This is a genomic window from Sphaerisporangium sp. B11E5, from assembly GCF_039871875.1.
In the GTDB taxonomy this organism is placed as follows: domain Bacteria; phylum Actinomycetota; class Actinomycetes; order Streptosporangiales; family Streptosporangiaceae; genus Sphaerisporangium.
The window spans coordinates 1-13,268 of sequence record NZ_JBDPMD010000040.1 but is presented as its reverse complement, the minus strand read 5'-3'; the positions used below and the strand labels follow the sequence as shown (position 1 = coordinate 13,268).

General features: G+C 71.0%; 11 protein-coding genes. 4 read left to right on the top strand and 7 right to left on the bottom strand.

Annotated features, from left to right (window positions below):
* Positions 1-163 precede the first annotated feature (163 nt).
* Positions 164-1,414, top strand: a complete 1,251-nt coding sequence (locus ABGB17_RS28615; protein ID WP_347635005.1) for a mannosyltransferase family protein — start codon at positions 164-166, stop codon at positions 1,412-1,414.
* Here the strand turns inward: ABGB17_RS28615 and ABGB17_RS28610 are convergent, their stop codons facing one another.
* The 3 genes from ABGB17_RS28610 to ABGB17_RS28600 all read right to left on the bottom strand — a co-directional run bounded on the left by ABGB17_RS28610 (position 1,415) and on the right by ABGB17_RS28600 (position 3,050).
* The gene (locus ABGB17_RS28610) at positions 1,415-1,753 is read right to left on the bottom strand and encodes a hypothetical protein (RefSeq protein ID WP_347635004.1); all 339 of its coding nucleotides are present in this window, start codon (positions 1,751-1,753) and stop codon (positions 1,415-1,417) included.
* 83 nt (positions 1,754-1,836) lie between these two features.
* Positions 1,837-2,502, bottom strand: coding sequence for a hypothetical protein (locus tag ABGB17_RS28605; RefSeq protein WP_347635003.1), 666 nt, complete (start codon positions 2,500-2,502; stop codon positions 1,837-1,839).
* Positions 2,499-3,050 carry an RNA polymerase sigma factor gene (locus tag ABGB17_RS28600; RefSeq protein ID WP_347635002.1) on the bottom strand — a complete coding sequence of 184 codons (552 nt, stop codon included), beginning with the start codon at positions 3,048-3,050 and terminating at the stop codon, positions 2,499-2,501. Before ABGB17_RS28600 ends, ABGB17_RS28605 begins: the two co-directional genes overlap by 4 nt.
* A 142-nt stretch (positions 3,051-3,192) precedes the next feature.
* Here ABGB17_RS28600 and ABGB17_RS28595 point away from each other — a divergent pair, with 142 nt between their 5' ends.
* Complete coding sequence (locus ABGB17_RS28595; RefSeq protein WP_347635001.1) at positions 3,193-3,564, top strand: VOC family protein; 372 nt, start codon at positions 3,193-3,195, stop codon at positions 3,562-3,564.
* 43 nt (positions 3,565-3,607) lie between these two features.
* Here ABGB17_RS28595 and ABGB17_RS28590 read toward each other — a convergent pair whose 3' ends face one another.
* Positions 3,608-4,060 carry a hypothetical protein gene (locus tag ABGB17_RS28590; RefSeq protein WP_347635000.1) on the bottom strand — a complete coding sequence of 151 codons (453 nt, stop codon included), beginning with the start codon at positions 4,058-4,060 and terminating at the stop codon, positions 3,608-3,610.
* A 107-nt stretch (positions 4,061-4,167) separates the two neighbouring features.
* Between ABGB17_RS28590 and ABGB17_RS28585 the strand changes: the two genes are divergently transcribed.
* Positions 4,168-4,617: a GNAT family N-acetyltransferase gene (locus tag ABGB17_RS28585; RefSeq protein WP_347634999.1), complete on the top strand. Its 450-nt coding sequence runs from the start codon at positions 4,168-4,170 to the stop codon at positions 4,615-4,617.
* Here the strand turns inward: ABGB17_RS28585 and ABGB17_RS28580 are convergent.
* Positions 4,601-6,637 carry a molybdopterin-dependent oxidoreductase gene (locus ABGB17_RS28580; RefSeq protein WP_347634998.1) on the bottom strand — a complete coding sequence of 679 codons (2,037 nt, stop codon included), beginning with the start codon at positions 6,635-6,637 and terminating at the stop codon, positions 4,601-4,603. The genes ABGB17_RS28585 and ABGB17_RS28580 overlap by 17 nt on opposite strands.
* Positions 6,638-6,888: 251 nt before the next feature.
* Here ABGB17_RS28580 and ABGB17_RS28575 point away from each other — a divergent pair, with 251 nt between their 5' ends.
* Entirely contained in the window at positions 6,889-9,465 is a 2,577-nt protein-coding gene (locus tag ABGB17_RS28575; protein WP_347634997.1) for a lysylphosphatidylglycerol synthase transmembrane domain-containing protein, read from the top strand.
* Between the two features lie 89 nt (positions 9,466-9,554).
* On the opposite strand, the gene mgrA is transcribed toward ABGB17_RS28575, so the two are convergent.
* Positions 9,555-10,562 carry an L-glyceraldehyde 3-phosphate reductase gene (gene mgrA / locus ABGB17_RS28570; RefSeq protein ID WP_347634996.1) on the bottom strand — a complete coding sequence of 336 codons (1,008 nt, stop codon included), beginning with the start codon at positions 10,560-10,562 and terminating at the stop codon, positions 9,555-9,557.
* Positions 10,559-12,649 carry a S9 family peptidase gene (locus ABGB17_RS28565; RefSeq protein ID WP_347634995.1) on the bottom strand — a complete coding sequence of 697 codons (2,091 nt, stop codon included), beginning with the start codon at positions 12,647-12,649 and terminating at the stop codon, positions 10,559-10,561. Before ABGB17_RS28565 ends, mgrA begins: the two co-directional genes overlap by 4 nt.
* Between the last annotated feature and the right edge of the window lie 619 nt (positions 12,650-13,268).

The window sequence follows — 13,268 nt, the reverse complement described above, 5'->3', positions numbered from 1 at the left end:
TGCTACCCGTCAGTAACCCCCTGGCGGGGTGGGGGAACGGCATGCTCACCCTCACGTCCAGGCTCCCGCCCCGTCCGGGACGTGGCGCGCGGTCGGCCGGCTGAGAGGATGCAACTTTCACGGCGGCTTGTCAGGCTTTGTTTGGGCATATGAGTATTTGCCCGTGACGGAGCAGGGCACGAGAACCACCCCCTCGGACATGGACGACCTGACCCGCGCCGCCCAGGCGGCCGGGCCGCAGGACGGCGAGAAGCCGCCAGAGGGCGAGAAGCCGCCGGAAGGCGAGGAGACACCGGGCTTATGGTGGCCGCCGCGGTGGATGACGGACACGGGCGACCGGATAGCGCTGCTCATCTGGTTCGCGTCGCACATCGGGTTCCTCATCTACATGTACCTGGCCGGGCCCGGCCGCACCACCGACCCGTTCCTCAACCGGCTCACCCGCTGGGACGCCGAGAACTTCATCGCCATCGCCGAGTACGGCTACGACGGCCCGCCGGGCATGCAGGACAGCGGCAAGCTGCCCGCGTTCTTCCCCGGCATGGCGATCCTGATCAAGGCCCTGAAACCGGTCATCCACGACGGCAGGCTGATCACGGTCCTGATCTCGCTGGTGGCCAGCGCCGTGGTGGCGGTCGCGCTGTCCCGGCTGGCCGAGTCGTACCGCGCCGGCAGCGGCAGGTACGCGGTGGCGGCCCTGTTCCTCAGCCCGTTCGCGGCGTTCCTCTACACCGGCTACTCCGAGGCGCTGTTCCTGGCCCTGGCGATCCCCGCGTGGCTGCTGGCCCGGCAGGGCCGCTGGGAGGACGCGGGGATGTGCGCGGCCCTGGCGACGGCCGTCCGCATCTCCGGCCTGTTCCTGGCGTTCGGCATCCTCGTCATGTACCTGATCGCCAGGAACGGCCTGCGCGCCCCGGGGGGTGTGCGCCGCGCGCCGTGGCTGCTGCTGCCCGGCGTGCCGATCGTGCTCTACACCGTCTACCAGTGGACCCGCACGGGTGACTGGCTGGCCTACAACACCGTGCAGGCCCAGTACTGGGGCCGGCATCCCGTCCTGCCGTGGGAGGCCCTGCTCAACACCTGGAACCGGGCCGCCGGTGAACCGACGCTGACCGTCGCCTACTACGAGGAGATCATCGCCGCGGTCGTGCTGGTGGGTCTGGCGGTCGTGCTCGGCATTCGCCGCCGCTGGCCCGAACTGGCGTACATCACGCCGCAGGTGCTGTCCTTCCTCGTCCTGTCGGAGTTCTACCTGTCGGTCGGCCGGGCGTCGCTGACGTGGTTCCCCCTGTGGATCGCCATCGGGGTGGTGGGGATGCGCCGGCCATGGGTCTGGTACGTGACCCTGGGTGTCATGATCCCGGTCATGGCGATCAACGTCGGCAACTTCACGACCGGCGCCTGGATCGGCTGATCAGCCGGAACGCTTCTCGGGCAGAGGCGGGACCTCGAAGGCACGCGTCCGCTGCCCGTCCACGGAGAAGAACACCGTCCCGGCGCGTGGCCCGGGGATGCGCACCACCTGGACGACCCGGTCGCCGTTCTTGCTCACGTAGTGCACCGCCGGGCCGCCCGCCTGGTAGACCACCGTCGAGACGGGGACGGCCGCGGGCGCCGGCCCGCCGCCTCCCCCGGCCTTCCACGCGACGTACGCGGTCAACGGGAGGGCCACGAGCAGCACGAGCGTGGTGCACGAGGGACGGCGGGTCAGCGCGAACACTGACCGTGCCGCCCAGAACAGAAGTCGAAGCATGATCATGAAAGGGATCCGTTCTTCTGGCACGCCGATGGAAGGCGTGGCGGTGGAGAGGCTGGGGGGTCAACTGGGCTGGGGGGTCAACTGGGCTGGACGGTCACCCTGGTGGGGAAGACGTAGTTCTCGCCGGGCAGGGCCCTGCGGGCCACCCACACCGTGCCCCTGTTCTGATATCCGGCACGGACGAGCATGCCGATCGGGCAGTGTTCTGCCGTGTCGCAGTACGCCGCGACAGGCAGGGGGGCGATGTCGCGCCTGTCGGGGACGGTCCACCAGACCTTCCCTGACCTGGTGAACCCGAGGGGGCCGCCGGTCACGACGACGACCTGCCCCACCGAGCCGGGCCGGCCGGGCACCACGACCATGGAGAGCGGCACTCCGTGGGCGGCGAGTTCCCGCCGGTAGGAGCGCTTGTCGGCGTAGACGTCCTTCACGACGACGCTGAAGTACACCCCGGACCGGTTGATCTCCAGCGCTTCGGTGGGCCGCGGCCCGAGACCGGGGCCGAGGCCGCCCGGCAACGTCCAGGTCAGCAGCACGACGGCGACGGTGAGCGGGGCGAGCAGCCGGTGGCGGACCAGCGGCGCGAGCCTGGCCAGGCGCGCCGTCAGGGCCGGGCGCGGCCGCACCGGCACCTGAGAGGTCGCGACGATCTCGTCGAGCAGCTCCCGTGCGCCGGGGGTCAGGCCCGGACCGGTGCCCGGGGCGAGTGAGGCGACCAGGCGGTCGATGTCGGCGGTCCTCATGGCTGCCCCTTCACGAGCGCGGCGGCCCGCGGGCCGTACCGGGTCAGATCGAGCTCCGCGGCCTCCAGCTCCGCCGCCAGGCGCTTGCGCGCACGGTGCAGCCGGATGCGCACCGCGCCCCGCGAGCAGCCGAGCACGGACGCGATCTGCGCGCTGTCCAAGCCCTCCCAGCTGACCAGCGACAACAGCTCGCGGTCGTCGGGGGAGAGCCGCTGGAACGCCGCCCGGATCGCGCCGGTGTCCTGGTGCGGCGCGTCCTCCTCCCAGGCGCTCAGCTCCTCACGCAGCCGGGAGGCCAGCGCGGTGCGCCGCGACGCGCCTCTGCGCTGGTTGGCGAGCACCCGCCGGGCCACGCCGTACAGCCACAGGCGGGCGCGCTCCCCTTCGGGGACGTCGTCCAGGCGGCGCCAGGCCGTCGTGAACGTCTCGGCGAGCGCGTCCGCGGCGTCGTCGGCGGACTCGGTGCGCCGGCGGACGTAGCCGAGGAGGTCCGCGTAGTTCGCGGTGTAGATCTCCTCGAAACGCATCCGGGGGTCGGGTGGTCCCACTCCGCTGTCCTTCCGCTGGGGAGCATGCGGCCGCTCGTCTCCATGCGTGTCCGGACAGCCGGAAGTGTTTCAGGCCGGATGTCAGCGGCCGGTAAGCGGAACGTGTTTGACCTGTTCACCGGTGGTGCGCTTGGGTGGGCGCATGATCTCTGTGCACAACCTGACCATCGACTGCTCCCGGCCCTACGAACTGGCCGAATGGTGGCACCAGGCCACCGGGCTGCCGTTCCACGAGGAGACCGACCCCGCCGACGACGAGGTGATGCTCGTCAACCCCGCCGGGCCGCATCTGCTGTTCATCAAGGTGCCGGAGGGCAAGACCGCCAAGAACCGCGTGCACCTGGACGTCCGCCCGTCCGGTGACGGCACCCGGGACGAGGAGGTCGAGCGCCTCGTCAAGCTCGGCGCCACCGTCTACGAGGACCGCCGCGAGGACGACGGCACCGGGTGGGTGATCCTCCTCGACCCCGAGGAGAACGAGTTCTGCGTCTGCATGAGCGCCGCGGAACGCTGAAGCCCGCCCCCGGCGACCGGGAGCGGGCTTCGTGCGTGACGGCTCAGCGGACGCCGGCGGCCCGCCCGCGGACGATGAACGTGAGCACCCCCGCGACCAGGTAGACCAGCGCGCCGCTCCACAGCGCGTCCAACGCCGCGCCGAACACTCCCTCGTGGTCGAAGACGAGCTGGACCGGGTACATCAGCACGGCCGCCCCGATGCCGGGGTAGAGCGCGAAGCGCCACGGGTGCCGCAGCGACCACACGCGGGCCTGCCGGGTCACCCGGTCGCCGACGGCGGGCTTGCGGACCGCGCCGATGGCCGCGACCAGGGTGAACAGACTGATCCCCAGGCACAGGGCCCAGCTCAGGTCCGGGTCCCCGCCGATGAGCCCGAGTCCCGTACTGATCGCCGCGGCCGTCCCACCGGTGATCGCCGCGGTCTTCCAGGGCGCGCCACGCAGGGCGGCGCCGGCGAGCGACATCTCGTCGCGTCGAGTCAGTTCTTCCTTCATGCCCCTACAGTGCCCCCGCCGCCCCGGCCGGCACATCGGGGGCGAACCCTGATTTCGACCCCGGGGCCGTCTCCGGCAGGTGTCAGGGCCGTCGATAGCCTGCGCTCATGTCTGTGAGCTTCCGCGCCGCGCGCCGCGAGGACGTCCCCCTGATCGTGGGCCTGCTGATCGACGACGAGATCGGGGCCGGGCGTGAGGGCGACCCCGGCGACGAGGTGTACGTGACGGCCTTCGAGGCCATCGACGCCGACCCGCGGCAGGAGCTGATCGTCGCGGAGTCCGAGGGCCGGGTGGTCGGCACCATGCAGATCACCTACATCCCCGGCCTGTCCCGCCGGGGCGGCGAGCGCGCGCTCGTCGAGGCCGTCCGGGTCGGCGCCGCGATGCGCGGCCAGGGCCTCGGGCGGCAGATGATGCGCCTGGCCGTGGAGCGGGCGCGCGAGCGCGGCTGCCGCATGGTGCAGCTCACCAGCGACAAGGCCCGCGCCGACGCGCACCGCTTCTACACCTCGCTCGGCTTCGTCGACTCCCACGTGGGGTTCAAGCTGATGCTGTAGGGCCGTCCAACGGCGCGATCTCCACCAGATTGTCGTGGTACACGGCCCCGCGGCCCATGTCGGCGTCGCGCTCGTCCACCAGCACGTTGGCGTTCACCCCGCCGGGGCTGAGCTTCGGCCAGTGGCCCTTCGGCGTCATGACCACCCCCGGCGCCACCCGGTCGCTGATCTCCAGCTCGGCGGCCAGCTCGCCGTTGTCGTTGAACACCCGCACGCTCTGCCCGTCGCGCAGGCCCCGGTCCGCGGCGTCCTTCTCGCTGACCACGACCTTCGGCCCGCCCGCCCGGCGGGCCAGTTCGGGGTTGTTGCCGAAGATCGTGTTGAGGAACGTGTGCGACGCCGGGGTGATCATCGCCAGCTTGTACGGCCCGGCGGCCCGCACGGTGAACGGCTCGACGTACGCCTCGCCGGGCCCGGGGAACTCCAGCCGTCCGGACGCCGTGGGGAAGCCGCCGCTGAACGGCACGAACGGGTCGGGCACGTTGAGCCGCACCCAGCCCTCCGCCCGCAGCCGCTCCACCGTGACGCCCTCCAGGTACGGGTGTCCCCCCGACAACAACTGCCGGGCGATCTCCAGGTCCGAGTCGTACAGCGAGGGGTCGGTGAGGCCGAGGCGCCGCGCCAGCCGGCGGAACGTCTCGGTGGTGGACAGGCACTCCCCGGGCGGCGGCACGGCGGGCTCGTTCCACATCAGGTACATGTGGCCGTACCCGGCGTGCAGGTCGGTGTGCTCGAACTGCATGGTGGCCGGCAGCACGATGTCGGCGTGGTCGACGGTGTCGGTGGGGAACTGCTCCATGACCACGGTGAACAGGTCGTCCCTGAGCAGGCCGCGGCGCACGCGGTTCTGGTCCGACGTGCTGCCCATGGGGTTGGCCGCGTACACCCACAGGCACTTGACCGGGTTCGCGGTGTCCTCCAGGCCCTCGGCGAGACGGGTCATGGTCAGCGACCGCACCGGCCCGGCGGGCAGCAGGTCGAGCCGGGTGTCGGCCTGGATCGGCACGTGGCCGCTCGTCGAGTACGAGACGCCGCCGCCCGGGTGGCGCCAGTCGCCGGTGACGCCGGGGATGGCGGCGATGGTCCGCAGCGCGGTGCCGCCGCCCCGGTGCCGCTGCAGGCCCATCGTGGCGCGGATGCCGGTCGGGCGGGTGTGCGCGAGACGCACCCCGAGCGCGCGGATGGCCTTCTCCGGTATGCCGGTGACGTCCGCGGCGACGTGCGGCGGGTACCTGCGGATCTCCTCCTCGAAGTCCGCCCAGCCCCGGGTGTGGCGCTCCAGGTACTCCTCGTCCTGCGCGCCCTCGTCCAGCACCACGTGCAGCAGCGCCAGCGCCAGCACCGCGTCGGTGCCCGGCCGGATCGCCAGGTGCTCGTCGCACTGGTCCGCGGTCCTCGTCCTGACCGGGTCGATCGCCACGACGTGCGCGCCGTCCGCCCGCGCACGCTGGATGAACTTCCACAGGTGGTGACCGCTGGTCAGGGTGTTGGTGCCCCACAGCAGGATCAGCCGGGACAGGGCGAACGTCTCGGGGTCCATGCCGCCCGGCGTGCCGTTGGTCATGCGCAGCCCGGTGTTGCCGGCCCGCGAGCAGATGTTCAGGTCGTGGAAGGACGCCCCGAGCGCGTTCCACAACCGCCGCCCGGCCTGGCCGGTCTCACCCTGGATGTAACCGAGCGTCCCGGTGCCCTGGTACGGCCAGATGGCCTCGCCGCCGTGCTCGCCGACGATCGCGGTGAGCCTCTCCGCGATCTCGTCCAGCGCCTCGTCCCACGTGACGCGCTCGAATCGGCCCGCGCCCTTGGGGCCGACCCGCCGCATGGGGTACAGGATGCGGTCGGCGGCCTTCGTGTGCTCGACGTAGCGGTTCACCTTCACGCACAACGCGCCCTTGGTGTACGGCTGGTCGGGGTTGCCCCGCAGGCGCACGGCCTCGCCGTCCCGCACGGTGACCACCCAGGAACAGGTGTCCGGGCAGTCCAGGGGGCAGGCACCGAGAACGTTCAACTCACGGGTCATGAATAGACGGTACATAGCTTGCGTACCGCGGCCGGGAGGGGGTGTGCTCGTCCCTCGCCCCGCCTTGGGGCCGGTGGCGTGTGGTTTTTCGGCTGGGCCCTTACCGGGGGGCGCGCCGTAGAGTGTCAGCGAATGGCCGAGGTGCACCGGTTCAGCCGAAGATCGCGCGCCATGCCGGGGGGATTCGTAGAGTCAATCATGATTAGCGGTGGGAAAGACCTTATGACTGGATGTGTAGGTAGACGCGGGCGGTGACGGAGATCACGGAACGGGACGAGGCAGACAAGGCCGCGGGGGAACAACCCTCCGCGGCCGGCTCCGTCGCGCTCACCTCCGGCGCCACCCCTCCGCCCGCCAACGGCACTCCGTCCGAGCCCGAGCCTCCGGAGGGGAGCGTCACGGAGGAGGCGGCCGTCGCCGTCGCGGTGGCGGAACCGGACGAACCCCCCGCCCGTGCCTTCGGGGAGGCGCCCGTGGTGGTCGTCGAGCCACTGCTGCCCCAGCGCATCCGCCGCTCGTCCGACGCCCTGCGGTTCCTCGCCACCCTCGCCGTCCTCGCCGGGGTCGTGCTGCTGGCGCTGATCGCCAAGCAGACCCTCAACGGCCTGGAGCAGGACGTCACCGACGGCACCAGCCGCGCCCCCGACCTGCTGATCGGCGTCGCCGGGTTCCTGGCGGGCGCCGCGGTGCTCATCGTGCCCGCCGCGTTCGCCGTGGAGCGCGTCTTCCACCGTGACGGCGTGCGCGTCGCCGAGGGTCTGATCGCGGCGATCATCGGCATGCTCGGCTCGTTCGTGCTCGGCGAGTGGCTCGCCGTGGCCGGGCCCGACGACCTGCGTGTGCTGCTCACCGGCAACCGCACCGGGGTCGAGCCGATCAACACGCTGCTCACCTCGGTCGTGGCGTACATCACCGCCGTGCGCCTGTCCCGGCGCCCCACCTGGCGCGGCCTGATGTGGATGGCCGTCGCGCTGGACGTCTTCGCGCTGTTCACCGCCGCCGAGGCCACCGTGCTCGGCGTCTTCGTCACCTACCTCGTCGGCCTCGCCGTCGGCTACGCCACCCTGTACGTCGTCGGCAGCCCCAACCCGCGGCCGCCCGGCGGCACCGTCGTCACCGCGCTGCGGCGCCTCGGCTTCGTGCCCGCCAAGGCGCAGCGCATCGCCGACGACGCCCAGGGCAGCCGCCGGTACGCCGTCCTGATGACCGACGACCGCCGCCTCGACGTCACCGTGCTCGACCGGGACCGCCAGGTCGCCGGGGTGCTCTACCGGCTCTGGCGCCGCATCCGGCTCAACTCCGAGACCCGGCGCCGGGCCATCCGTTCCCTGCGCGCCGAGCTGGAGCGCGAGGCGCTGATGGCGTACGCCGCCCAGGCCGCGGGCGTGCGCACCCCCCGGCTGGTCGGCACCAGCGAGATCGGCACCGAGGCCGCGCTGCTGGCGTACGAGCACCTCGGCACCCGCCAGCTCGCCGACGTGCCGGACGATGAGCTGACCGACGAGCTGCTCGTCAAGATCTGGAAGCAGGTGGAGCTGCTCCAGGCCAACCGGCTCGCGCACCGCAGGCTCACCGGCGACAGCATCCACGTCGACGACGACGGCGAGGTCGTGCTCATGGACGCCCGCAGCGGCGAGATCGCCGCGGGCGACCTGCTGCTGCGTCTCGACGTCGCCCAGCTCCTCACGTACCTGTCGCTGCGGGTCGGCCCCGAACGGTCGGTGGCCTCCGCCGCACGGGTCATCCCCAAGCAGGCCCTCGCGGGCGCGCTCCCGCTGCTGCAGCGCATCGCCCTCACCCGGGGCACCCGTGCCGAGGTCGGCCGGGACAAGCAACTACTGCCGGAACTGCGCGAGCACATCCTCGCCCTCACCACGCAGGTGCAGGTCGAGGAGGTGCGGCTGGAGCGGTTCCAGCCGCGCATGCTCGTCACGATCATCGCGAGCGCGCTCGCCGCGTACTTCCTGCTGTCCCAGCTCAGCCGGGTCAACCTCGTACAGGTCATCGCGACCGCCAAATGGGGCTGGGGCGGGGTCGCGCTCGGCGCCGCCATGCTCAGCTACGTCGCCGCCGCCCTCATGCTGCGCGGCTTCGTGCCCGAACGGCTGCCCCTCGGCCGCACCGTGCTCGCCCAGTTCGCCGGCTCGTTCGTCAAGCTGGTCGCGCCCGCCGCGGTGAGCGGCGTCGCCATCAACTCCCGCTACCTGCAGAAACGCGGCATCGCGCCCGGTCTCGCGGTCGCCAGCGTGGGGGCCTCACAACTGGTCGGGCTCGGCTGCCACATCGTGCTCCTGCTGCTGTTCGGGTACATCACCGGCTCCAAGGCCGCGCCGTCGCTCAGCCCGTCCCGCGGGCTCGTCATCGTGCTGCTGTCCGCGGCCGTGCTCGTGCTCATCGTGCTCGCCGTGCCGCAGCTCCGGCGCATGCTGGCCGCCCGCGTCCGGCCGCTGTTCTCCGGGGTCATGCCGCGGCTGCTCGACGTGCTCCAGTCACCCCGCAAGATCATCGAAGGGCTCAGCGGCACGCTGCTGCTCACCTTCGCGTTCGTGGTCTGCCTGGACGCCTGCGTGCGGGCCTTCGGGGAATCGCTCAGCTTCACCGCCGTGGCCATCGTGTTCCTCGCCGGCAACGCCATCGGGTCCGCCGCACCCACCCCCGGCGGTCTCGGCGCGGTGGAGGCGTCCCTGTCGCTCGGCCTCACCCTGTCCGGGCTGCCCGGCACCGTCGCCACCTCGGCCGTGCTGCTGTTCCGGCTGCTGACCTTCTGGCTGCCGGTGCTGCCCGGCTGGGCCTCGTTCGCCTGGCTGCAGCGACACGAGGCCCTGTAAGCCGCCCTTCCACGCCCTGGAGCCGGCGCGGCAGGACCCCGCCCCCTTGGACCGGAGCGGCCCCCGCCTGTGGACGGGGCCGGTCCTCGTCACACCAGCGGCGCACCCGGCTGGGCGATCTCCTTCTCGATGGCGGCCAGCTCGTCGGGGGAGAACTCCAGGTTGTCCACCGCGGCGACGTTGTCCTCCAGTTGCCTGACCCCGCTCGCGCCGATCAGCACCGAGGTGACCCGCTTGTCGCGCAACGCCCACGCCAGCGCCATCTGCGCCAGCGACTGGCCGCGGTCCGCCGCGATGTCGTTCAGCGTGCGGACCCGGCGCAGCACGTCGTCGGTGAGCTGGGCCGGGCGCAGGAACCGCTCCTTGGCCGCCCGCGAGTCCTCGGGGATGCCGTGCAGGTAGCGGTCGGTCAGCATGCCCTGCGCCAGCGGCGAGAACGGGATGCAGCCCGCGCCGACCTCCTCGAGCACGTCCAGCAGGCCGTCCTCGATCCAGCGGTCGAACATCGAGTACCGCGGCTGGTGGATGAGCAGCGGCGTGCCCATCTCGCGCAGCAGGCGGGCCGCCTCCCTGGTCTGCTCGGGTGTGTAGTTGGAGATGCCCGCGTACAGCGCGCGGCCCGAGCGCACGGCGGTGTCCAGCGCGCCCATCGTCTCCTCGAGAGGAGTGTCCGGGTCCGGGCGGTGGCTGTAGAAGATGTCGACGTAGTCGAGGCCCATGCGGGCCAGGGACTGGTCCAGGCTGGCCAGGACGTACTTGCGTGAGCCCCACTCGCCGTACGGGCCGGGCCACATGTCGTACCCGGCCTTGGTGGAGATGATCAGCTCGTCGCGGTACGGGCGGAAGTCCTGCGCGAAGATCGTGCCGAAGTTGCGTTCGGCCGTGCCGGCCGGCGGGCCGTAGTTGTTGGCGAGGTCGAAGTGGGTCACGCCCAGGTCGAACGCCCGGCGCAGCGTGGCGCGCTGGGTCTCGATCGGCTTGTCGTCCCCGAAGTTGTGCCAGAGCCCGAGGGACACCGCCGGCAGCTTCAGCCCGCTCCGCCCGGACCGGTTGTAGGGCTGCCTGTCGTAGCGGTCGTCCGCCGCCGTGTACGTCACTTCGTCTCTCCTGTGCCTTGCGATTCCACCGCCGCCGACGCGGCGCGGTCGAGGATCCACGACAGGGCGAACGCCTCCTCGCGCCAGGCGTCGTACCTGCCGCTGCGGCCGCCGTGCCCGGCGCCCATCTCGGTCTTCAGCAGGAACGGGCCGCCACGGGCCGTGGCGCGCAGCCGGGCGACCCACTTGGCGGGCTCGTGGTAGAGCACACGGGTGTCGTTCAGGCTGGTGATGGCGAGGATGGGGGGATACGCGCGGTCGTCGATGTTCTCGTATGGGGTGTACGACTTCATGTAGGCGTAGACGTCGGCGTTGTGCAGGGGGTCGCCCCATTCGTCCCACTCGATGACCGTGAGAGGGAGCGAGGGGTCGAGGATCGTGTTCAGCGCGTCCACGAACGGCACCTCGGCCACCACCCCGGCGAACACCTCCGGGGCGAGGTTGGCCACCGCACCCATCAGCAGGCCGCCCGCCGAGCCGCCCCGCGCCACGATGGGGCCGGACCAGCCCGACTCCTTCATGTGCCGGGCGACCGCCACGAAGTCGGTGAAGGTGTTCTTCTTGCGCAGGAGCTTGCCGTCCTCGTACCACCGGCGCCCCATCTCGCCGCCGCCGCGCACGTGGGCGATCGCGAACACGAAGCCACGGTCCAGCAGGCTGAGCCGCGCCACCGAGAAGGCCGGGTCGATGGAGGTCTCGTAGCTGCCGTAGCCGTACAACACGGTCGGCGCCGGGCCGCTGGTGCCCTTCCTGCGCACGATCGAGACGGGCACCCGGGTGCCGTCCCCGGCGACCGCCCACTCGCGGAACTGCTCGTAGTCGGCCGGGTCGTAGCCACCGAGCACGGCGCGGCGCTTCAGCAGGATCAGCTTTCTCGCCGTGAGATCGAAGTCGTACACCGACGGCGGCGTGACCATCGAGGCGTACGCCAGCCGCAACCTGCTCGTCTGGAACTCCGGGTTCCCCGCGGGCTGGGCGCTGTGGACGACCTCGGGGAACTCGATCTCGTACGGCTCGCCCTCCTCCGGCAGCACCCGGATGCCGGTCAGGCCGTCCCGGCGGAAGTACACCGCGGCGTGGCCGGCGAACGCCTGCACGTCGAGGAGCCGCGTGTCCTCGCGGTGCTCGATGAGCGGAGTCCAGGTCGCCGGGTCCTCGATGGGGGCGGTGGCCAGCTCGAAGTTGCGGGCCCCCTCGTTGTGCAGCACGAAGAAGTGGTCGCCGGCGTGGTCGATGGCGTACTCGACACCGGTGACGCGCGGGCGCACGACCCTGAACTCGCCGGTGGGGAACTCCGCGTCCAGGATGCGGACCTCACTGGTGATCTTGCTGCCGGCGCTGAGCACCAGGAAGTGCTCGCTGCGCGTCAGCCCGATGCCCACCCAGAAGCGCTCGTCGTTCTCCTCGTAGACCAGCACGTCCTCGTCGGCGGGCGTGCCGATGATGTGACGGTGCACGCGGTAGGGGCGCCAGGCCTCGTCGATGGTGGTGTAGAAGAAGGCCGAGGCGTCCGCCGACCAGGCGCCGCCGTAGAAGACGCCCGCGATCTCGTCGGCCAGCGTCTCGCCGGAGTCGAGGTCACGGAACCGCAGCGTGAAGCGCTCGTTGCCGCTGAAGTCGGTGGAGTAGGCGAGCAGCCGGCCGTCCGGGGAGACGGACGTGGTGCCGACAGCGAAGAAGGGGCTGTCCCCCGCCAGCTCGTTGCCGTCCACCATGACCTGCTCGCCGTCGAGCGGCTTGCCCGGGGTGGGCTCCGGCGGCGTGTCGGACAGCGCGGGCAGGCGGCACTGGATGCCGTACTGCTTGCCCTCCTCGGTGCGGGAGTAGTACCACCAGCCGCCCTTGCGCGTGGGTACGGACAGGTCGGTCTCTTGGGTGCGGCCCTTGATCTCCTGGAAGATGTCCTCCTGGAGATCCGCGAGGTGACCCGTGACGGCCTGCGTGTAGGCGTTCTCCGCCTCCAGGTAGGCGATGGTGTCCGGATCTTCCTTGTCGGTCAGCCATGAGTACTCGTCGACCACGGTGTCCCCGTGATGCGTGCGCTCGGCCGGAACCTTCTTCGCCACCGGAGGTGTGTCGCTGCTCACCTGGCCGAGTCTATGACCCGGCGCGGGACCTGATCAGCACACTCATGCCGAAGTGTGCGCCGCCACGCCGGAAGGCTGCTAATCTTGACCCGTCGGCAACGCCCGGCACCACCCCACACCAACCGCCTAGGCGGCCTGGCATGGGCGTGCCCGGAGTCCGGCACCACCCCGTGAAAGATCTACCTGGCTCGGCTTGCCTTGCGAGTTTGGTTCAGGTAAGTTTGCAGGGTTGCTCTGGATCAGGGCGGCCATATGCTAGCGGGTTGGCTGGAGTAGAAGTCAAGCCGGGGTTTGCCCCCGATTTGCATCGCTTCCGGCCCCGTGGTTAGGCTTGTGGACAAGCAAAACGAACCGCCCCGGCGGGTCGGATCAAAAGATCTGACTCGGCCGGTGTACGCGTCCGTTTCTTGAGAACTCAACAGTGTGCTAAAAGCCAGTGCATGAATATGCATTAACCCCGTCCCCTGGGGTCTGCGCTTCGGTGTGGGCTCGCGGGGATGGTTTTCCTTTGATGAGAGGCCTCTTTTAGCCGAGGGGTTTCTCGCTGGGGTTTCTTTTCAGACATTGTTTGGAGAGTTTGATCCTGGCTCAGGACGAACGCTGGCGGCGTGCTTAACAC

Bases quoted from the DNA above. Each gene is read 5' to 3' on its own strand.
- ABGB17_RS28590 (WP_347635000.1), bottom strand. From the start codon at position 4,060: ATGAAGGAAGAACTGACTCGACGCGACGAGATGTCGCTCGCCGGCGCC.
- ABGB17_RS28595 (WP_347635001.1), top strand. From the start codon at position 3,193: ATGATCTCTGTGCACAACCTGACCATCGACTGCTCCCGGCCCTACGAA.
- ABGB17_RS28585 (WP_347634999.1), top strand. From the start codon at position 4,168: ATGTCTGTGAGCTTCCGCGCCGCGCGCCGCGAGGACGTCCCCCTGATC.
- ABGB17_RS28605 (WP_347635003.1), bottom strand. From the start codon at position 2,502: ATGAGGACCGCCGACATCGACCGCCTGGTCGCCTCACTCGCCCCGGGC.
- ABGB17_RS28610 (WP_347635004.1), bottom strand. From the start codon at position 1,753: ATGCTTCGACTTCTGTTCTGGGCGGCACGGTCAGTGTTCGCGCTGACC.
- ABGB17_RS28580 (WP_347634998.1), bottom strand. From the start codon at position 6,637: ATGACCCGTGAGTTGAACGTTCTCGGTGCCTGCCCCCTGGACTGCCCG.